The 19,663-nt window shown below is 73.8% G+C and carries 14 protein-coding genes and 1 pseudogene; 3 read left to right on the forward strand and 12 right to left on the reverse strand.

Features of this window, described 5'->3' with window-relative positions; genetic code table 11:
* Positions 1 to 4: 4 nt before the first annotated feature.
* The 6 genes from ACXET9_RS11145 to ACXET9_RS11170 form a co-directional block, all read right to left on the reverse strand.
* Positions 5 to 796, reverse strand: coding sequence for an SWIM zinc finger family protein (locus ACXET9_RS11145; protein ID WP_457886665.1), 792 nt, complete (start codon positions 794 to 796; stop codon positions 5 to 7).
* Entirely contained in the window at positions 793 to 3,987 is a 3,195-nt protein-coding gene (locus tag ACXET9_RS11150) for a DEAD/DEAH box helicase (protein ID WP_457886666.1), read from the reverse strand. The genes ACXET9_RS11145 and ACXET9_RS11150 overlap by 4 nt, the downstream gene beginning before the upstream one ends.
* A gap of 111 nt (positions 3,988 to 4,098) precedes the next feature.
* Positions 4,099 to 5,826, reverse strand: a complete 1,728-nt coding sequence (locus ACXET9_RS11155) for a MinD/ParA family ATP-binding protein (RefSeq protein ID WP_457886667.1) — start codon at positions 5,824 to 5,826, stop codon at positions 4,099 to 4,101.
* Positions 5,827 to 6,841: 1,015 nt separating this feature from the next.
* Positions 6,842 to 7,573: a winged helix-turn-helix domain-containing protein gene (locus ACXET9_RS11160; RefSeq protein WP_457886668.1), complete on the reverse strand. Its 732-nt coding sequence runs from the start codon at positions 7,571 to 7,573 to the stop codon at positions 6,842 to 6,844.
* A gap of 508 nt (positions 7,574 to 8,081) precedes the next feature.
* Positions 8,082 to 8,984, reverse strand: coding sequence for an alpha/beta fold hydrolase (locus ACXET9_RS11165; protein WP_457886669.1), 903 nt, complete (start codon positions 8,982 to 8,984; stop codon positions 8,082 to 8,084).
* Positions 8,981 to 10,579 (reverse strand): pectinesterase family protein, encoded by a 1,599-nt coding sequence (locus tag ACXET9_RS11170; RefSeq protein WP_457886670.1) that lies wholly within the window; start codon positions 10,577 to 10,579, stop codon positions 8,981 to 8,983. Before ACXET9_RS11170 ends, ACXET9_RS11165 begins: the two co-directional genes overlap by 4 nt.
* Positions 10,580 to 10,763: 184 nt before the next feature.
* Between ACXET9_RS11170 and ACXET9_RS11175 the strand changes: the two genes are divergently transcribed.
* Positions 10,764 to 11,765: a LacI family DNA-binding transcriptional regulator gene (locus tag ACXET9_RS11175; RefSeq protein ID WP_457886671.1), complete on the forward strand. Its 1,002-nt coding sequence runs from the start codon at positions 10,764 to 10,766 to the stop codon at positions 11,763 to 11,765.
* 109 nt (positions 11,766 to 11,874) lie between these two features.
* Here ACXET9_RS11175 and ACXET9_RS11180 read toward each other — a convergent pair whose 3' ends face one another.
* A complete protein-coding gene (locus ACXET9_RS11180) occupies positions 11,875 to 12,162 on the reverse strand; it encodes a DUF1540 domain-containing protein (protein ID WP_457886672.1) in 288 nt (95 codons plus the stop codon).
* Positions 12,163 to 12,413: 251 nt separating this feature from the next.
* Positions 12,414 to 13,052, reverse strand: a complete 639-nt coding sequence (gene upp, locus ACXET9_RS11185) for a uracil phosphoribosyltransferase (RefSeq protein ID WP_457886673.1) — start codon at positions 13,050 to 13,052, stop codon at positions 12,414 to 12,416.
* 182 nt (positions 13,053 to 13,234) lie between these two features.
* Between upp and ACXET9_RS11190 the strand changes: the two are divergent.
* Both ACXET9_RS11190 and tadA read left to right on the forward strand, forming a co-directional pair.
* Positions 13,235 to 13,786 (forward strand): annotated as a pseudogene (locus ACXET9_RS11190) (dihydrofolate reductase family protein); the annotation flags it as partial.
* A 276-nt stretch (positions 13,787 to 14,062) separates the two neighbouring features.
* Complete coding sequence (gene tadA, locus ACXET9_RS11195) at positions 14,063 to 14,509, forward strand: tRNA adenosine(34) deaminase TadA (RefSeq protein WP_457886771.1); 447 nt, start codon at positions 14,063 to 14,065, stop codon at positions 14,507 to 14,509.
* A gap of 416 nt (positions 14,510 to 14,925) precedes the next feature.
* On the opposite strand, the gene ACXET9_RS11200 is transcribed toward tadA, so the two are convergent.
* The 4 genes from ACXET9_RS11200 to ACXET9_RS11215 all read right to left on the reverse strand — a co-directional run bounded on the left by ACXET9_RS11200 (position 14,926) and on the right by ACXET9_RS11215 (position 19,176).
* Positions 14,926 to 15,591: a response regulator gene (locus ACXET9_RS11200; protein WP_457886674.1), complete on the reverse strand. Its 666-nt coding sequence runs from the start codon at positions 15,589 to 15,591 to the stop codon at positions 14,926 to 14,928.
* On the reverse strand, positions 15,588 to 16,973 hold the full coding sequence (locus ACXET9_RS11205) for a sensor histidine kinase (protein WP_457886675.1): 1,386 nt from the start codon (positions 16,971 to 16,973) through the stop codon (positions 15,588 to 15,590). Before ACXET9_RS11205 ends, ACXET9_RS11200 begins: the two co-directional genes overlap by 4 nt.
* Before the next feature lie 71 nt (positions 16,974 to 17,044).
* Entirely contained in the window at positions 17,045 to 17,977 is a 933-nt protein-coding gene (locus ACXET9_RS11210; protein ID WP_457886676.1) for an ABC transporter permease, read from the reverse strand.
* Positions 17,974 to 19,176, reverse strand: a complete 1,203-nt coding sequence (locus ACXET9_RS11215) for an ABC transporter ATP-binding protein (protein ID WP_457886677.1) — start codon at positions 19,174 to 19,176, stop codon at positions 17,974 to 17,976. The genes ACXET9_RS11210 and ACXET9_RS11215 overlap by 4 nt, the downstream gene beginning before the upstream one ends.
* Between the last annotated feature and the right edge of the window lie 487 nt (positions 19,177 to 19,663).

A 19,663-nucleotide genomic window follows, 5' to 3' on the forward strand; every position in this document is an offset into this window, starting at 1 on the left:
CTCGTCACTGTAGGTCGTCCGACGGGGCGGAGCCTGCGCGGTAGAACGCGGAGATGATCGCCGCGACCTCCTCGCCGAGCACCTCGACCAGCGGCGCGGGGTCCGCCCGACGCGCGTCGAAGCCGCCGCCGAGCGCTGGCGCGGGAGCGGGACCCGCGCCGTCGGGAGCGGAGCCGTCCGACGGGGCTGCCGGGGCCGACGGGGCGGAGGGATCGCTCGCGTCGGAGGGATCGCGGGGGCTCGACGCAGCGGAGCGGGCCGACGCGGCGGGCGGGGCGACGAGGTCCTCGAGGGTGAGCCCGCGCAGCGTGATCAGCTCGAGGGGCTGCTCGTCGACGGCTTCGACCAGCACATACGACAGGGCGGCGACGTGCTTGCAGGGCCCCGGCCAGTCCAGGCAGGAGCAGTCGTGGGTCAGCTCGGACGGGCCGCGCGGCAGCAGCGACACCTCCGATTGCGCGAGCTCGCCCTCGATCCCCTGCGGGTACTCCCCGGCGGCCAGCAGCGCCGGCAGCTCGGGATGCGCACGGGCGACCTCGAGCACGGCCGCGCGATCGCCGCCGACGAGAGCGGGCAGGTCCAGGCGCGCCTGGTAGACGTTCCCGTCGTCGTCCAGGACGTCGCCGCGGACCAGCCCCGGGGCGATGTCGATCCATTGGACGCGGCCGGCGCGGGCGGCGGCCTTCCCGCCGCCCGCCCGGCCGACCCCGAGGATCCCCTCGATCGCCTCCCGCAGGGCGACCGCATGCCAGCTCTTCCCGATCGCGCCCCGGCGCGACCTCAGCACGATGCTCATCGTCGGCCTCCTCGCCTGGGTGCCTCGCGCTCGGGCACGGCGTCGTCGTCGAGGGCGAGCAGCCCGCGCAGCGACTCGTCGGAGAGGTCCGCGAGCCATTCCTCGCCGGGGGCGACGGTCATGTCGGCGAGCATCTGCTTGTCCTGCAGCACCTGGTCGATGCGCTCCTCGACGGTGCCGGCGCTGACGAGCTTGTGCACGGTGACGTCGCGGCGCTGGCCGATGCGGAAGGCGCGGTCGGTGGCCTGGTTCTCCACCGCCGGGTTCCACCAGCGGTCCAGGTGGACGACATGGTTCGCGGCCGTCAGGGTGAGCCCGGTGCCGCCGGCGCGCAGGCTCAGGAGCATCACGCCGGGTTCGTCGGCCCGCTCCTGGAAGCGCGCGACCATGGCGTCGCGCTCGGGCTTGGGGACGCCGCCGTGGAGGAACGGCACCTCAATCCCGAACTCGGCGAAGCGCTCCTCCCAGTACGGCACGAGCAGATGCCCGAAGGTCGTGAACTGGGTGAACACGAGCGCCTTCTCGCCGTCGGCGAAGGCGGTGGCGAGGAGGTCGTCGACGAGCTCGAGCTTGCCGGAGCGGTGCTCGCCGTCGCGCAGGAGCGCGGAGCCGTCGCCGAGATAGTGCGCGGGATGGTTGCAGACCTGCTTCAGCCGGGTGAGCGTGGAGACGACGAGCGAGCGCCGCTTCTTCTCCTCGACCTGGTCGATGTCGGTCATGAGCTCGGCGACGAGGGCCTCGTAGAGGCCGGCCTGCTCGGGCGTCAGGTTCACCACCCGCGTCAGCTCGGTCTTCTCCGGCAGGTCCTCGATGATGCTGCGATCGGTCTTCACGCGCCGCAGCACGAACGGGGAGGTCACGAACTTCAGCCGCGAGATCGCGGACTCGTCGCCCTCGTCCTCGATGGGGTCGGCGATGTGCTGGCGGAAGGAGGAGGCGCTGCCGAGCAGGCCGGGGCTGACGACCTCCATCAGCGCATGCAGGTCCGCGAGCCGGTTCTCGACGGGTGTGCCGGTCAGCGCGAGACGGTGCGGGGCGGTGAGGAGCCCGGCGGCCCGCGAGACCTGCGTGCCCGGGTTCTTCAGATGCTGGGCCTCGTCGTAGACGATGCGATGCCAGTCGACCCCGGTCAGCAGCGGCAGGTCGCGGGCGAGCAGCGAGTACGTCGTGATCACGAGGTCGATGTCGGCGGCGCCGGCGGCGAAGGACTCGTCGCGCAGACGGTCGCCGCCGTGATGGACGTGGACCGCGAGATGCGGGGCGAAGCGCGCGGCCTCCCGCTGCCAGGCGCCGACGACGGACATGGGGCACACCAGCAGCGTCGGCCCGGGGGAGCCCGACGCCGGCGCGGGGACCGCCTCCTCGACGAGGAGCCCGCCGGTCCCGTCGGGCCCGGCCGCCGCCCGGTAGGCGGCCACGCCCTCCCGCTCCCGGCACAGCAGCGCGAGGACCTGCATCGTCTTGCCCAAGCCCATGTCGTCGGCGAGGATCCCGCCGAGGCCCATGCGGTGCAGCGCCCACATCCAGTTCAGTCCGTCGAGCTGGTACGGACGCAGCTGCGCCTGCAGCGTCGTCGGCTGCGGATGCGGGACCGCGCCGGAGGCGCCCGGCATGAGGCGGCCGAGGCCGGCGGCGCCCGCGAGCCGGGTCGCCGCACCGAGGTCCATCCCGGCGGAGTCGCCGGAGAGCAGCATCGAGAACATCTCCGCCCAGGGCACCTCCCCGCGGATCTCCGCAGGCGGGGGGACGACCGGGCCGCCCGCGAGCGCACCGGCTGCCGTCCCGGGAGCCCCGCGCCGGGGGTCCCGGCGCTCGTCGGCCCGGATCGGTCGCTCGCGACCGTCCTCGCCGACGGCCGCACGGCGCGAGCGCGTGCGCGCGGCGAAGGCGTCGAGGAACCGCTCGGCGGCGCGCAGGGTGGTCGCGTCCAGGCGCACCCACTGCCCGCGCAGGCGCACGAGCTCCGTCTGCGCCTCGCGGATCTCCTCGATCTCCTCCTCCGTCAGCTCGACGTCGCCGACGGCGACCCGCCAGCGGAACGAGGCCATCGCCCCGAGGCCGACGCCGGAGGCGCGCTTCTTCTCGCCCTCCTCCTCATCGGCCTCCTGCGGGCGCAGCGTCGTGCGCTGCTTCGTCCAGTCGCGCGGCAGCAGCACCGTCACCCCGGCCTCCTCGAGGGCCGGAGTGTCGTAGGCGAGGAAGGCGGAGGCCTCGGCGGTGGTCAGCAGCCAGTCCACCCCGGTCTCGTCGACGCTCGCGGCCCGGACCGTCGGCGCCAGGCGCATGATCGCGGCCGACGCCTCGGCCGCGCCCGCGGCGGTCAGATCGCCGACCGCCCGCAGATCCGCGATCGGATGGACCGTCCCGTCGGCCTCCCGCAGACAGGTCTGCAGCGGCCAGGCGGTGCCCAGCGGCGGCTCGAACAGCCGCACCACCAGGTCGGAGTCGCTCGAGGACAGCGTCACGCCCACGCGCGCGGAGGCGAGATGGCGCTCGAAGGCAGCGGCGATCCGCCGCCGGGCGGGGACGTCCGCCCGGACCGCGTGATCCCCCGACAGAGCGGCGAGGACGCCCGACGGATCGGTCGCCCGCGCCCCCGCCAGGACGGCCCGGTCGGTCCGCTCCAGATGCGCGGCGAACGCGCGCCGGGCGCGCGCATCCACGAGGGCGTGCAGCAGCGGCGGACGATCCTCGCCCGGCGCATGCCAGGCCAGCAGCGCCCGGCCGAAGCGCTCGAGGGCGACGACGCGCAGATGCCGCTCGGCCACCAGGCGCTGCGCCTCGAGATCCAGGATGGTCGCGCCCAGCAGATCGGGCATCGCCGCGAGGCGCTCGCCGAGCTTCGCGGGGGTGCCGCCGCCCACGAGCTCCGCGACGGTGTCGAGGGCGGCCTCCTCGAAGCGCCGGTGCAGGACCGCGGCGGTCCCCTCGACGAGCGCGAGCAGCTGGACGTCGTCCAGCGGGACGGCCGGGACCCGTCGGCCCTCCGCGTCCCCGCGGCCGGGCAGGCGCACGCGATGGCGCGGCGTCGCCGGCAGGGCGGAGAGCGCCTCGACGAGCTCCGGCGGCGCCTCCGCGGCGAGGACGCTCATGTCGTCGACCGGACGGGTGCCCCGCTCCCGCTGCTCGCGCGCCCAGAGGGCAGGGCCCAGGTCGTCGTCGGCGACCAGGTGCAGCAGGTGGGAGGGCATGGATCCAGGGTAGGCGCAGGCCCCGACCGTCGGCACCGCCCGACGGGCGATGGGGACGATCGGGGCCTGGGGAGGAGTGCTCGACCGACGGGGCGCGTCGGTCCCGGCGGATCAGAGCCCGTCGATGATGGTGGCCGTGGCGGCGAGCCACGCCTTCTTCGTCTGCGGGCTGACGCGCGCCCAGTCCAGGTGCGAGCCGTCGACGAACTGCTGCTCGAAGGGCACCTCGCAGACCGCACGGGTGTGGGCGCCGAAGTGGGCGAGCAGGCGCTTGCGCAGCACCGGGTCGAACTTGCCCTTGGACGAGTGCGACAGCACCGTGACCGCATGGTCGACCTGCTCGGCCAGACCCGTCGCCCGCAGCTCGTCGATCATCCAGGCCGCCGCGTTGAAGGTGTCCTCGCGGACGGTGGAGATGATGACCAGCTGGTCGGCGTTGCGCACGGCCGCGAGCCAGTTCGAGGCGCGCACGTTGTTGCCGGTGTCGATGACCTTGATGCGGTAGAAGCGCGAGAGCGCGTCGTTGAGGTCGCCGAAGGCCTCGGCGTCGATCAGCGCGGCCGAGCCCGGATCCTCGTCGGACGCGAGGATGTCGAAGCGCATCGCGCCCTGCGAGCGGACATAGGTGTCCAGGTCCGCGGCCGATGCCTCGGGGGCGCGCAGCAGATCGATGTCATGCAGCAGGTCGACCGCCGTGCGGTGATGGTCGGTGGGGACGCCGCGCCAGCCGAGGGTGCCGCGGGTCTCGTTGTTGTCCCAGGCCAGGACGTTGCCGCCGCGGGTGACGCCGAGGGTCGCCGCGATCATGAGCGAGGCGGTGGTCTTGTGGGCGCCGCCCTTGAGGTTCACGACCGCGATGTTGCGCGGCCCCTCGAGGGGACGGCGGACGCGGTCGAGGATCTCGTTGTCGGTCCGCTCCTTCCGTCCCGGCTTCAGCTTGATCGCGCCGCCGGTCATCTTGCGCAGCGAGCTGCGCCAGCCGCGGTGCGCCACGACCTTCGAGGGCTGGGTCGTGGAGCGCTGCAGGTCCTGCAGCGTAGGGCGGGTGCTGTCCAAAGGGGCCTCTGTCGTGGGTCGGGGGGCAGGGGACGGGGTGGTGCCGGTGCCCCCGGAGCGCTCGGAGCGCGCGGGGGACGTCGAAGCGGCGAGGGACGCCGCGGAGGGGAGGTCCGGCCGCGAGGCGGCCGCCGCGGGAGCGGCCGACGGGGCGGAGGCCGATGCGGCGGAGGAGGACGCCGCGGAGGAGGAGGTCGAGGAGGACGCCGTCGAGGAGTCGTCGCTCGGCTCCCAGTCGGTGCCGGCGGACCCGGAGGAGGACGTCGAGCTCGACGAGGTCGACGAGCCTGCGGCGTCGCCGCCCTCGTCGCCCGCGCCGCCGCCCTGTCCCGCCGGGGGCAGCGCGGCCGCGCGCCGACGCCGGGCGCGATGCGGACGGACGGTGGGCAGCTCGCCCGTCGCGGGGGAGCCGATCGCGGTGAGCTCCCCGGTCAGCGGGGACCCTGCGCTGTACGACCCGGGGACGGCCGCGGCGCCCGCGGCCCCGGCGGCCGCCGCGGAGGCGGGCGACAGCGGCACGTCGGAGGAGGGGCCGTACAGCGGCCGCTGGTCGGGCGTGCGGCCCGTGATGCGTCCGGTCGGCTCGACCCGCAGATGGTGCTGGATGTCCGGCTCGACGATGACGACGTCGATGGACTGGCCACCGGTGCGGGCGGCGTCGATGAACACCTGCTTGACCTGCGTCCTGAGATCAGGGAGGTCGGAGCCTGTCAGCTCGACCCGGTCGGAGGCAAGGTGCACCGTGGCACTGGTGTCGGAGGTGATGCGCGCCTGCGCGATCATCGATGGTTCCCTTCATCATCCTGACGGTCGGCGCTCGCCGCGGCCTGCCCGCACAACTCGCCCCCCACTCTAGAGGCGCGATGCGCGTCGGTGCTCGCCCGACGGGCGCTTTTCACGCGCAGCGATCGTGCGATGAACCTGCGACGGCCCTGCGACGGGGCGATGGGCGGCATCGTCCGGGGTCACGAGGACGGCGGGATGACCTGCGATCGTGGTCACGTTCCGGCCTCGGAATCGGGCGATCCTGGACGCTCCTCGAGAGCTTCGGGGCCCGATCTGAGAGGCGCTGGCGGCGGCGCGGGAACCGCTCCGCCCGACGCTCGTCCCGGCGACCGCCCGTCGGCCGCGACGACGCCGTCTCCGCGACCTCAGGTTTTGATCGGATGTTGACCTTCGCAAGGGCTGCGCTTCACCGTCGCGAGCACGTTCGGGCCCCGTCGTCGCCGTCGTGCCGTCTGTTCCGCTACTGGGGATAACCTGCGACAACATGCGGGGTCGTCGCGTTTACACGAGGGTCGCGAGGGCATACACTCGGCCTCAGCGGATCGCTCCTGCAGGGTTCGCGAGGGGTGCTCCACCGATAGGATTCTCACGATTCCTGCGGCTGTCCGCACGGAGGGGCTCCCGGTGATAACTTCATAGATGTGCCGTTCCCAGGACCCCCCTCATGGGAGCGGCCGGACGGGCAATACGCCAGGTTCCCCCACCTTCGGCGGCCCGTCCAGCCTGTTCGCCCGCACCCACCCCTGACGGACGACAGGCCTGACGAGCGGTCCGTGAGCCCCCGAGAGATCGGTTGAGAGCTCCGGGCCGCTCGTCCCGTTCCGGGCGCTTCCGCGCCCGGAACGGTGGGGAGGGCATGAACGGCGGGGAGGGGACAGCTGCACCGCGAGGCCGACGACGTTTGGCATCGCTCGGCCGACGGCGCCGACGAGCGCTGGGTCGATGGCGGCGATGGGCGCCGGGCTGACGGCGCCGACGAGCGCCGGGCCGATGTTCGGCCCGGCGCTCGCGATCAGCCGAGGATGGTGACGTCGCTGCCCGGGTCCAGGCGGTAGCCGGAGCCGCGGACGGTCGAGATCAGCTTGCGGTAGCGACCGAGCTTGGTGCGGACGCGGCGGACGTGGACGTCCACGGTGCGCTCGCCCGTGTCGGTGGGGGACTCGGCCCACACCGTCTCCATGAGCTCCTCGCGGGTGACGGTGCGTCGCGCGTTGCGGGCCAGGTGGCTGAGGAGCTCGAGCTCCTTGTAGGTGAGGTCGACGTCGTTCCCGTCGATCCGCACGCGGCGGCCGTAGAGGTCGACCACGAGCGAGGCCTCGCCGACGGCGGACGGGCTCGAGGGGCTCACGGCCGTGGCCTGCAGGGCGCGGCGGCGGGCGGCCTCGGCGTCCCGGCGGGCCGGGGAGTTTGCGGAGACGACGCCGGGACGGCGGGGGCGCAGGGGGCTGACCGCGGCGGCGCCCTGGCGGCGCGGCGGCAGGGTGCGGACCGCGGAACCGGTGCTGCGGAAGGTGTTCGGGCTGTTCACCGAGACGGTGGTGCGTCCCTGACGAGCCGCGGTCTGACGCTGCGCGTGGCTGCGGAGCTCGTCGGCGATGAGGGCCGCCTCGACGTCACCGGTGCCCGGGGGCAGCTGGACGGTCAGCGTGATGGTGACGCCCTCGTCCGTCGCGGCGGAACGCTGCTGCGGGCGGGCGGCGGTGTGGGAGGTGATGGTGGTGGGGCGATCGAGCGTGATGGTCATGATGGGAATCTCCGGAGGTGCGGCGCATCTGCGCGGCGGGCGGGGTTCCCGGGATCCCTCTGATCGACGCCCTGTCGGCGGATCTGGTGGGGAGTGCTCCCGGCGGCACCTGGAGCCCACGCCTTCCGGCCGGCTCCTGTCAGCCGACCCCGGAGGTGTCTCGAGCTCTCAGAGGCTCGGCTGACGGCGCATCATGCGCATCATCATGCACATCATCATCATCGAGCACATCATGTAGACCACCCGGCGGGTGGTCTCGATGAGCACGACGCGATTCGACATGTCCCGAAGCATGCCCCCGCAGGCGCCTCCGGGGCAAGCATGTGTTCACATGGCGGGACGAGGAGGGCGTCGACAGTCCCTCCGGAGCGTCGGCAACTGCCGCTTCGCAACGCTGTGACCTGCGGTGATGCGGAGGTGCGGGGTGAGCGGACGGTCGGGTGCGCGCAGAGCCGCCGCGTCAAGTCCGGACCGCTGGTCCGGGCGTCCGCCGCCGTGGGGACTGCGTTCAGGCCTCGTCGGCAGAGCCGGCAGAGCCGGCAGAGCCGGCCGAGTCGGCCGAGACGGCAGCGACGGCGTCGAGGGCCGCGAGGAGCTCCGTCGGACGATCCCGCATGACGAAGTGCGAGGCCCCCGCGATCCGGACCGAGCGCACGCCCGCGGCGTCGTAGTCCGCCTGATCCGCATAGCGGCGATGGTCGCCGACGACGAGCAGGCGCGGGAGCGCGAGCCCCGTCAGCAGGGCCGACGTGCGGGCGGCATGCTCGTCGGTCAGCGCGCGGGCGCATCGCACGAGCGCATGCGGCGCGGTCAGCCGCACCTCCGCGCGACGCTCGGGGGACTCGCGCGCGAGGATCCGCTCCCAGCCGCCGGCCGCGAGACCGTCCTCGTCCTCGGCGGCGATCCCGCCGGGGGCGATCCGTTCGAGGTCGAGAGCGGGCTCGACCAGCACCAGCCGCGCCACGAGGTGCGGATGCCGGGCGGCGAGATGGACCGCGATGGACCCGCCGAGGCTGTGGCCCACGATCTCGAAGCCCCGACCCGGCGCGCTCGGGGCTGAGGGCGCCCCGGGGCCCGCAGCGCCGGAGGGTCCAACGGGGCTGGGGCCGGGGCCCGCCTCGGCACGCAGCAGGGCGGCGACCGCATCGGCGAGCTCCGGCAGCGTGTAGCCGAAGAGGTCCGACGGCGGGGCGTCGCTCAGCCCGTGGCCGGGCAGGTCCGGGATCAGCGCGGGCCGTCCCCGGCGCGCCGCGACGTCGGCCCAGCTCCAGGCGCCGTGGCAGCCGAGCCCGTGCAGATGCACCGTCGGCAGGGCGGCGCCCGCGCCGGCGCGACCGGACAGGCGCACGGAGCGCAGCAGATGCCCCGCCGCGGTGAACGGGACGGGGGCCGCAGCGGGAGCGGGCGTCACAGCAGGCCGAGGTCCCGCAGGCCGTCGGCGACGAGAGCGGCGACGCGGCTGGCCCCGAGGGCGCTGAGGTGGGTGTCGTCGGCCTCGCCGTCGGGATAGCCGGGCCAGGCGCCGGGCTCGAGGTGCAGGAAGGAGGCCTTCGAGCCCTCCTCGCCGTCGGCCTCCCAGAGCCGGCCGGTGAGGATGCTCAGGTCGATCAGCGGCACGCCCTCGCGCACGGCCAGGCGTCGGACCGACTGCGGGTAGCCGCCGTGGGTGGGGACGAGGCGGCCGTCGGCGAAGGCGCGGCGCTCGATCGGGGTGAGGAGCACGGGACGGGCGCCGCGGGCACGGATCCCGACGAGGAAGCGGCGCAGGTTCGCGGGGTGCGCGGAGACGACGTCGGCGAAGCGATGGTCGGGCTTGGGGTCGTTGTGGCCGAAGCCGACGAGGACCACATCGCCGGGCGCGAGCTCCTCGAGCACCGATTCCAGCGCGCCGGACTCGATGAAGCTGCGGGTCGACTCCCCGGAGATCGCCCGGTTGAGGACCTCCGCGCCGGTCTCCTCGCCCAGGCGCATGCCCCAGCCCTCCCGCGGCGCCCGCTCCGGCGGGTAGGGGGAGGCGGTCGAGTCCGAGAGCACCACGAGCCGCGGGGGCGTCGCGGCGCCCGTCGTCGGCCGGTCCGACGATGCGTCCGTCGGCCGGAGCGACGGCGCGGGCGTGGGGTCGTCGAGCCAGGAGGCGGCGTCGGGCTCCTCGGCGAGCTGCGGGCCGCGGCCCGAGGCGCCCGGTCCCGTGCTCGCGAACTCGGCGAACCGGGCCTCCTGCCAGGGGAAGCCGCCCATCTCGTCCCACGGGTCCGCGGCGATGTGCGCGCCGAGGACGCAACGGCTGAAGATCGCCTGGCCGACGGCGTCGGGCTTCCCGCCCGGATGCCAGGGGCGACCCAGCCGTACGCTCCCGGCGGGCACGTCGGGCGTCGCCTCGAGGCGGGCGCCGACGATGAGGAACCCGCGCGGGTTCTCGAGCGCGGTCGACGGGGCGACCAGGTACCCGGGCGCGTTGGAGCGGATGATCCCGCCCTCGATCAGCGCCGTCGCCCGGCCGTAGAGGAAGTCGACATCCCCCTCGATCTCGCAGTCCCGCAGGTGGACGCGGCGCACCGCCGCCCAGCTGGGGGCGTCCAGGAGCACCGTGTCCTGCCGCGCGAGCAGCCGGCAGCGTTCGACGCGGACGCGGTCGCCGAGGGTGCGCAGGGCGAGCGCCTGGGTCTCGGGCCAGTCGGGATGCTCGCGCTTGTCGAAGGTGTTCACGACGGTGAGGTCCTCGAGCGTCACGTCGTCGGCCTCGATGGTGAGGGTCGCGCAGCGCTGGCCGAAGGGCATGCCGGTCTCGTCGCGCGCGCCCTGATGCAGCCCGAAGGAGATCGTCACGTCCTCCGCGCGGCCCGTCTCGGAGCGGATCCGCAGCGGGCGCTCGCGCGGGCCGACGACGACATGCTCCACATAGACCCCCGGCTCCAGGACGATCTCCGTCGCGGCCGGGTCCTCGAGCGCGAGGGAGAGGGAGGGGATCGCGTCCGGGCGCTGGGCGACGACGACGGTGTCGGGCATGGGGGATCCTGTCTGTAACCGGTTACTCGTCCGATAGTGTAGGGCCCGATGGCGGACGGGTGAAGAGCCGGCCGGTGGACGGGTGAAGAGTCCGCCGACGGGCGGGTGCAGAGGGCGACGAGGGCGGAGCGAGGGGTCGATGGGCACGAGGCGAGCACGGCACAACCCGTCGCGCGAGGTCACGATGAACGACATCGCCGCGGCGGCCGGGGTCTCCAAGGCGACCGTCTCGCGCGTGATCAACGGGGCGCCGACCGTCGGCCGCGAGGTCGCCGAGCGCGTCCGCGCGGCGATCCAGGAGCTCGGCTACGCCCCCAGCCAGACCGCCCGCTCGCTCTCCCTCGGGGTCAGCCGCACCGTCGGCGTCCTCGTCCCGGACCTCTCCAACCCGATGTTCCACCAGATCCTCGCCGGACTGCACCGCGCCGCCGGGGCCGACGGCTACCGCGTCCTCACCGCCGACACCGCCGAGGACGAGTCGAGCGAGGCCGAGACCGCGATCGAGATCCGCAACCGCGCCGACGCCGTCGTGCTGCTGTCCCCGCGCATGGACCGCCTCGAGCTGCTGGACATGATGGCGCGGCTGCGGCCCGTCGCCGTCGTCAACCGCACCACGGGCCGCCATGCCGTCGTCGTCCGCGTCGACTACGAGGCGGGAATCCGCACCGTCGCCCGTCACCTGCGCGAGCTCGGCCACGAGCACCTGCTCATGCTCTGCGGCCCCGAGGGCTCCCGCTCCGGCCACGAGCGCCTGCGCGGCATCGCCCGCTACCGCGAGGAGGACCCCGGCTGCCGGATCGACGAGATCCCCTGCGGCTCCGGATTCGCCGACGGCCACGCCGCCTACGAGGCCGTCCGCGCCTCCGGGGCCACCGCCGTCATCGCCTTCAACGACGTCGTCGCCCTCGGGCTGCTCGGCCGGCTCGGCGAGGAAGGGGTCGACGTCCCCGGCGAGCTCTCCGTCGTCGGCTTCGACGACATCCCCTACGCCCGCTACTCCTCGCCGCCGCTCACCACCATGGCCTCCGACCTCGCCGGCATCGGCGCCCTCGCCTGGCAGAACCTGCGCGCCGAGATGGACGGCGGCCTCTCCCGCGAACCCGTCGTCCTCGTCCCCGAGCTCGTCGAACGCAGAAGCACCGGACCCGCGCCGACGGCCGTCGGCACCGATCCGGTGCTCCGCTGAATTCGCTGCGGGGCTGCCCGCGGCGGGGCTGCCGGCTGAGGGGCTGCCTGCCGCAGGGCTTCCTGCCGCAGGGCTGCCCGCGGCGGGGCGGGGGCCTCCGGGGCTCCGCTCAGCGCTTCTCGTAGGAGAGGCAGTCGGCGGCATCCGCGCCGGCGCCCACGCGCACCGACGCGGCGGTGCACTCGAGATCCTGGTTGTGGACGCAATCGGCCTTCTGGCAGGCGCCCACCTGGGTGACGACCTTGGGCAGGCCGCCCTTGACGTCCAGCGGGATGAAGGTCGCGCAGCTGGTGTCATCGGTGACGGTCACGGCGAAGGCGCCGCACGCGGTGTCGTGGTTGTAGGAGCAGCCGGTCACGGTGCACTGGCTGACACGGGGCATCTCGACAGCGGTCATGGGGTCCTCCTCGTTCAGCGGGCCCGGGAGGCCCGATGGAAGCCCCGCCCGGGGCTCGGTACGACGAGAATAGACACTCGAATTGTTATCCGCCAGCAAGGGATGGCACTCCTCCATGCATTAAGCGGAGGCCGGTTTTTCTATTCTCCGGAGGTTTTATAAAAGCCGCGTGATGCTTATTGGTGACAGGAAGTGCCGAGGGGCTGGAGAGGGCGTGGCTGCGGGGGCGTGGCTGCGGCGGGCCCGCCGGATCAGTCGACGACGCCGAAGAGGCGGTCGCCCGCGTCGCCCAGGCCGGGGACGATGTAGCCGCGCTCGTCGAGGCGCTCATCGATCTTCGCGGTGACGACGGTCAGGTTGATCGACGGATCGATCTGCTCCTGCATCGCCTTCAGACCCTCGGGCGCCGAGAGCAGGGTGATGCAGGTGATGTCCCGCGCGCCCTTCTCGTGGATGTACTCGCAGGCCGCGATCAGGGTGTGACCGGTGGCGAGCATCGGATCCAGGACGTAGCACTGGCGGCCGGTGAGATCGTCGGGCAGACGGTTCGCGTACGTCGTCACCTCGAGGGTCTCGTCGTTGCGCACCATGCCCAGGAAGCCCACCTCGGCGGTCGGCAGCAGGCGCGTCAGACCGTCGAGCATGCCGAGGCCGGCGCGGAGGATCGGCACCACCATCGGCTTCGGCGTCGCGAGCTTGATGCCGACGGTCTCGGTGACCGGGGTCTGGATCCGGGCCTCGTCGACGGCGACGTTGCGGGTCGCCTCATAGGCCAGCAGGGTGACCAGCTCATCGGCCAGCTGGCGGAACACCGAGGAATGGGTCTCGCGGTTCCGCAGCACCGAGAGCTTGTGGGCGACGAGGGGGTGGTCGATCTCCAGAACGCGCATGCCGAGAATCTACCGGACCGCGACCCGCCGGGACCCCCGGATCGGCGGACCCACGACGTGAGGTCCGACCCGGTCGGCGGGGTTGGTCGGCAGGGGGCGGCAGGGGCGGCAGGGGCGGTCGGCAGGGCTGGCGGGCAAGGCTGGCGGGCAGGGTTGGTCGGCGGGGCTGGAAGACTTCCCCCATGACCGCCTACCGCTACTTCACCGCGACCACGCTGGACGGCTTCCTCGCCGACGAGCACGACGGCCTCGACTGGCTGCTGTCCCAGCCCACCGGCGACGAGAGCATCCTCCCCTACGACGACTTCGTCGCCGACGTCGGCGCGGTCGTCCTCGGGCGCACCACCTACGACTGGTGCATCGAGCACCTGCCTGCTCCAGCAGGGGCGGAGGCGGGGGCGGATGCGGCGCCGAGCGCTGAGGCGGGCGCGGGTGCGGCGACGGATGCAGAAGCGGATGCGGCGGGGGCGCCTGAGGGTGCCCCCTGGGCTCCCGGCCGGCCCGCGTTCGTGTTCACCCATCGGGCGCTCGAGGGCGCCGACGGGCTGGTCACCGCCGTCTCGGGCAGCCCGGCGGAGCTGCGCGAGCGCCTCGAGACGGCCGCCGACGGGAAGGACGTGTGGATCGTCGGCGGCGGCGATCTCGCGGCGGACTTCGCGCGCGCCGGGATGCTCGACGAGGTCTTCGTGTCCATCGCGCCCGCCTCCCTCGGCGCCGGGAAGCCCCTGCTCGGCGGAGCCTTCGACCTCGAGCTGCGCGAGCACGGCACCAACGGCGCCCTGCTCGAGGCCCGCTACGCCGTCCTCGGCCCGCGCGCCGCGGCCGACGACGGGGCGGGCGGCGGCGCCGTCGGGGATGGGGCTCTCGGTGCCGGGGCTCACGGCGCCAGGGTCCTCGATGCGCGTGTCCGCGGCGGCGTGCTCGATGACGACGCTCTCGACGCCGACGCTCCCGACGCCGATGCTCTCTACGCCGACGCTCTCGATGACGGCGCCCTCGACGACGACGCTCTGATGGGACTGGCGATCGCGCAGGCTCGCGCCACTGCGGACCGCGAGCCGGCCGACGTGCCGATCGGTGCCGTCGTCATCGGGCCCGACGGGCGGATCCTCGCGGCCGTCGGGAACCGTCGGGAGCTCGACGAGGACCCGACCGCGCACGCGGAGATCCTCGCCCTGCGGGAGGCGGCCCGCGTCACCGGTCGCTGGAACCTCACCGACTGCACCCTCGTCGTCACGCTCGAGCCCTGCACCATGTGCGCGGGGGCGATCGTGCTGTCGCGCATCCGCCGCGTCGTCGTCGGGGCGATGGACCCGAAGGCCGGCGCCGCCGGATCCCTCTACGACCTGGTGCGGGAGCCTCGCCTGAACCACCGCGTCGAGCTCACCACGGGAGTGCGCGAGCAGGAATGCGGCGACCTGCTGCGGGACTTCTTCCGCGCCCGCCGTCGGCGCTGACGCTGGGGCTGACGCTGACGCTGACGCTGGGGCTGGGGCTGGGGCTGGGGCGGCGGCGTGAGCTTCCTGCAGGCGAGCAGTGGGCATTCCTGTCCGGAAAGTGAGCGCTTTAGCTGCTGCTGGGGGCCACTGCCCGGGTGTTCCCTGGTGAGGGGCGGAGTTCCTTGGTGAGAGGTGGCGTTGCTCGGCGAAGGGCGGCGTTGCCGGGCGCAGGGCGATGCGGTCTGCCCCGGAGGTGGCGTGAAGCTCCCCGCGGGCGGACCAGTGGGCATTTCTGTCCGGAAAGTGAGCGCTTTAGCTACTGCTGAGGGCCACTGCAGCTGATCCACGTTCGTCTCCCGGTCATCAGGTCAGCCTCTGGGGCGAGTAGAGGGCAGGTCCAGCTCAGCCCAGCTCAGCACGACTCGACCCTGGCACTAGATCCAGCCGTGGCGTCGGGCGAGGGCGACGGCTTCGTGGCGGTTGGCGGCCTGGAGCTTCGCCTGTGCGCTGGAGAGGTAGTTGCGGACGGTGCCCGGGGCGAGGTGGGCGCGTCGGGCGATGAGGTCGATCGGTGCGCCGTCGGCCGCGAACTCGAGGACGTCGGCCTCGCGGGGCGTGAGCGGGGAGTCGCCGGAGGCGATGGTCTCGGCGGCGAGCTCGGGGTCGATCGCGCGTCGGCCGGCGGCGACCTGCCGGACCGCCTGCGCGAGCTGCGGCCCCGTGGTCGTCTTCGGCAGGAAGCCGAGGACGCCCTGCGCGAGCGCCCGCTTGAGGTAGCCCGGACGGGCATGGGACGTGAGGATCAGGCAGCGGGTCGCGGGGGAGGCGTCGGTGATCCGCGCGCACAGCTCGAGGCCGTCCCCGTCGGGCAGCTGGAGGTCGACGACCGCGACGTCGGGCTGCTCTGCGGCGATCAGACGGATCCCGTCGGCCGACGTCGCCGCCTCGCCGAGGACCGCGAGGTCGTCCTCGAGCGAGAGCATCGTGGCGAGCGCCGAGCGGATCAGGTTCTCGTCGTCGACGAGGACGATCCGCAGCGGGGCGGAGGAGCCGGGGGCATCAGGGGCGTCGCGGGTATCGCGGGCGTCAGGGGCTGTCATCGAGGGACTCCTCCCCGGTGATCGGGTGGCGGGCTGGATGGTGCGCTGGTCGGAGGGTCGGACGGCGGGCTGGTCAAGGGGCTGGAGGCCTGGCCGAGCGGCGGGCCGGAGAACGGCGCGACCGGCGGCGCGGGCGAGGGCTCCGCATCCTCGAAGCGGGCGGTGAGGGTGAAGGTGCCGCCGCCGGTGCCGTCGGTGCCGGCGTCGTGGACGGCGCGGAGCGAGCCCTCCGGGGCCAGGCGCTCGCGCAGGCCCGCGAGGCCGGTCCCGTCGGGGACGGGAGTCGGCCCGGCACCCGCCCCGTCGGCCCGCCCCGGCCCGTCGGCGCCCGCAGTCCCCGCGCCGTCGTTGACGAGGCGGACCCCGCCGGCGTCGAGCGTGATCCGCACGCGCGTCGGCGCGGCGTGGCGGAGGATGTTCGTGCCGCCCTCACGCAGCACCCAGGCGGCGCGGGCCGCGTGCGCGGCGGGGATGTCGTCGGCCGTGCCCTGGACCTGCACGTCGACCCCCGCGGACCGCAGCAGCGAGACCGTGCCGCGCAGCTCCGCGGCGAGATCGACCTCCCGATATCCGCGCACCAGCGCGCGGATCTCGGCGAGCGAGGAGCGGGCGATCTGCGCGGCCTCGCGGGCGTGCTCGGCCGTGCGGGGGTCCTGGCGCTCGGCGAGCTGCGCCACGAGCTCCGAGGTCACGGCGATCGCCGAGAGATCCCGTCCGGTGACGTCATGGAGGTCGCGGGCGAAGCGGAGACGCTCCTCGGCGACCGCGAGCTGCGCCTGGATCCGACGGGCGTCGTCGAGCTCGCGCACCACCGAGGCGAGCCACATGGAGCTGCGGAACGCGGCGACGATCGCGATGAGCAGGGAAGCCGTCGAGATCGCGTGCGGGACGGAGAGGCCGCTGAACAGGGCGATCGCCAGCAGCAGGAGGGACGTCAACAGGCCCCAGACCCAGGGCAGGCGGATCGCGAGCACCGCCACCAGCGTCGCGATCGCGACCACCAGCAGCCGCGGATCCGTGCCGCCGAGCAGGCACATCACGGCGATGGCCGCGAGGGGCGCGGCGACCGCCGCGAGGGAGGCGTCGGGTCGCAGACGGCCGACGAGCGGGAGGTCCCAGCGGTCGCGTCCGTGCGGGGCCGTCTGCGCCGCCCAGGCCGCCATCCCCCGCCAGGCGGACCAACCCGAGAGCGCCGCCTGCGCTGCGAGCAGCGTCGTGGCCAGGGGATCCGTGCGCGGCAGGGAGGCCAGCGGCAGGTCGAGCACGAGCATGACGCCCAGCGGCAGCATCAGCATCACCACGACGACCGACCAGGCGGTGAAGCGGAAGAAGATCCGCCAGGGCCGGTCGTCCGCGGGCGCCGTCGGGGGAGTGGAGCTCATCGGAGCGTCTCCTCTCGGGTGCGGGTGCGGGTGCGGATGACCTGCGCGGAAGCCTATCGTCGGCCGACGGGTCAGCCGCGGGGCTCCCAGCGGAACCGGTCGCGGACGGCCATGATTCCGACGCCCGTCCACACCAGCAGGATCGCGGTCTGCAGACCGGCCGCGGAGGCGACGTCGGCGCCGAGGACGGCGGCACCGTCGGCGTCGATCCCCAGCCAGCCGAGCCGGACGAGCTCGGTGATCGGCGCGGAGGGCACGACGGCCATGACGCGGACGAACCACTCGGGCATGACGTCGAGCGGCAGCACCGCCCCGGCGCCGAGGATGAGCACCGCCATCGCCGGCATGCAGGTCACCTGCGCGGCCTCGACCGTGCGGGTGATGTTCGCGGTCATGAGCGCCAGCGGCACCATCATCGCCGCGCCGAGCGCGAGCCCGACGACCAGCACGAGCGGATGCTCGGGCAGCGGCAGATCCAGCAGCGGGATCGAGATCCCCGTCATCACCAGCAGCATCACCGCGGCGATGAGCAGGGCGGGGACCGCGGCGGCGATCAGCACGGTCGCGTCGGACGCCTCGCCGGTGCGCAGACGCTTCAGCACCAGATCCTGCCGACGGGCGACGTACGCGCACAGCAGGTTGTAGTAGACGACGAACAGCAGGACGACGACGAACATGGTCCCGAGCCCGGCGGCGAGGGCCTCGGGGGATCCTCCGCGGCGAGCGAGCGGGAGATAGAGGAAGGGGACGGCCACCGGCGTCAGCAGCGCGGTCACCAGCTGCATGCGGTTGCGCAGCAGCAGGGTGAGCTCCGCGCGCGCGAGCCCCACCAGACGGGGCGCGCGCCGGAAGCGCGCGGGGACTGCGCTGGTCGGGGTCGGGGTCGGGGTCGGGGTCGAGGCCGGCGCCGGGGCTGAAGCAGAAGTAGGAGTAGGAGCGGGGGCCGGGGTCGGAGCGGGGGCCGGGGTGGAGGCCGTCGGGCGGGGTGCGTGGGCGGCGGTCATCGGGTGCCTCCGGTCGAGGGGGTGGTGATTGCGGCAGCGGTCGGGGCGGTGGTCGGGGTGGCGGGCACGGCGGCGGGCGCGGACGCGCCGTCGGCGTCGGAGCCGGCGATCTCGAGGAACACGGACTCGAGGCTCGCGGCACGGGCGTCGAGGCCCTCGAGCGCGATCCGATGCTCGTGCGCCCAGCCGAGGAGGGCGTGCAGGTCGTCCTGCAGGGCGGGGGTGCGCACCTCGAGGCGTCGGCCGACGAGCTCGTGCGCGCCGACGAGCGGCGGCAACGTGCGAGCGTCGGCGGTGCCTGCCGCGGGGCCGACCGCGGTGCCTGCCGCGGGGCCGACCGCGGTGCCTGCCGCGGGGCCGGACGAGACGCCCTCCGGGAGCGTCGCCCGCAGCGTCGCGGGATGCCCGGCGACGACGTCGGCGACCGTGCCCTCGCGGACGATCCGTCCGCGGTGCATGATCGCGAGACGGTCGGCGAGGGACTCCGCCTCGTCGAGGTAGTGGGTGGTCAGCACGATCGTCGTGCCCCGCTCCTTGAGCCGCGCGATCAGCTCCCAGGCCCGTGCCCGGGACTCGGGGTCCAGGCCCGTCGTCGGCTCGTCGAGGAACAGCAGCTCGGGGTCGCCGGCGATCGCGCAGGCGAGATCCAGCCGACGCACCTCGCCGCCCGAGAGCGAGGAGATGCGCGTGCCGGCGCGGTCCGCGAGGTCCACCTCGGCGAGGAGATCCGCGACGGTCCGCGGCGCGCTCAGCGTCGAGGTCCACATGGCGAGCGCCTCGGCGGTCGTGAGGTCGGCGGGGAATCCGCCGCTCTGCAGCATGAGGCCCTGGCGGGGCCGCACCCGACGGCGCTCACGGAACGGGTCCAGCCCGAACACCTCGACGCTCCCCCCGGTCGGCCGGGCGAGGCCCTCGAGGACCTCGAGGGTGGAGGTCTTCCCGGCGCCGTTCGTGCCGAGCAGGCCGAACAGCTCACCGCGCCGGATCTCCAGGTCGATCGCATCCACGGCGAGATGCGCGGAAGCCCCGCGTCCGTAGCGCCTGCTGAGGCCCGTCGCGCGGACGATGGGGTCCTCGGGGAAGGGAGCGGAGGCAGAGGCCGGCGCGGGGATGGCGAAGGCGGCGGAGGCGGAGGCGGTGGCAGAGGCTGGGGTGGGGGTAGCGGCTGGAGGTGCGGGGGAGGTGCTCGAAGAGGTCATGCCCCTACTCTTCCGCCACAGCATCGCTGCAGGCAGAGCGTGGTATCACCCGTTCTCGTGGGGTTCTCACGGATCATCGATGACAGATGTCATGGGTCGGGCACGCTGTGTAGGCAGAGCATCCGGCCAGCGGCGCGAGCTGCCGCGTGGCCAGCGCAGCAGGACATCCAGCGGCAGGCTCTGCTCGAGCGGCTGGCTTTGCTCGAGTGGCCGGTTCTGCTCGAGTGGCCGGTTCTGCTCGAGTGGCTGGTTTTGCTCGAGTGGCCGCTTGTGCCCGGAAAGTGAGCGCTTTAGCTACTGCTCAGGGACACTGCTCGGGGGTGTATCTCGATCTGCGGGGCATGGTGGCGCCTCAAGGTCGCCGAGGGCAGGGCAGTGGCCGCTTGTGCCCGGAAAGTGAGCGCTTTAGCTACTGCTCAGGGACACTGCTCGGGGGCTTCTCAACGTGCGGGGCGTGGAGCGGCTGATTCCGCCCGGAACCCCCGCC

Source organism: Brachybacterium netajii (SeqCode) (assembly GCF_054114245.1).

What these genes read in the sequence shown, in the direction of transcription:
- ACXET9_RS11175 (WP_457886671.1), top strand. Translation starts at nt 10,764, where the DNA reads ATGAACGACATCGCCGCGGCGGCCGGGGTCTCCAAGGCGACCGTCTCG.
- ACXET9_RS11205 (WP_457886675.1), bottom strand. Translation starts at nt 16,973, where the DNA reads ATGAGCTCCACTCCCCCGACGGCGCCCGCGGACGACCGGCCCTGGCGG.
- ACXET9_RS11150 (WP_457886666.1), bottom strand. Translation starts at nt 3,987, where the DNA reads ATGCCCTCCCACCTGCTGCACCTGGTCGCCGACGACGACCTGGGCCCT.
- ACXET9_RS11215 (WP_457886677.1), bottom strand. Translation starts at nt 19,176, where the DNA reads ATGACCTCTTCGAGCACCTCCCCCGCACCTCCAGCCGCTACCCCCACC.
- ACXET9_RS11180 (WP_457886672.1), bottom strand. Translation starts at nt 12,162, where the DNA reads ATGACCGCTGTCGAGATGCCCCGTGTCAGCCAGTGCACCGTGACCGGC.
- ACXET9_RS11145 (WP_457886665.1), bottom strand. Translation starts at nt 796, where the DNA reads ATGAGCATCGTGCTGAGGTCGCGCCGGGGCGCGATCGGGAAGAGCTGG.
- ACXET9_RS11160 (WP_457886668.1), bottom strand. Translation starts at nt 7,573, where the DNA reads ATGACCATCACGCTCGATCGCCCCACCACCATCACCTCCCACACCGCC.
- ACXET9_RS11200 (WP_457886674.1), bottom strand. Translation starts at nt 15,591, where the DNA reads ATGACAGCCCCTGACGCCCGCGATACCCGCGACGCCCCTGATGCCCCC.
- ACXET9_RS11170 (WP_457886670.1), bottom strand. Translation starts at nt 10,579, where the DNA reads ATGCCCGACACCGTCGTCGTCGCCCAGCGCCCGGACGCGATCCCCTCC.
- upp (WP_457886673.1), bottom strand. Translation starts at nt 13,052, where the DNA reads ATGCGCGTTCTGGAGATCGACCACCCCCTCGTCGCCCACAAGCTCTCG.
- ACXET9_RS11210 (WP_457886676.1), bottom strand. Translation starts at nt 17,977, where the DNA reads ATGACCGCCGCCCACGCACCCCGCCCGACGGCCTCCACCCCGGCCCCC.
- ACXET9_RS11155 (WP_457886667.1), bottom strand. Translation starts at nt 5,826, where the DNA reads ATGATCGCGCAGGCGCGCATCACCTCCGACACCAGTGCCACGGTGCAC.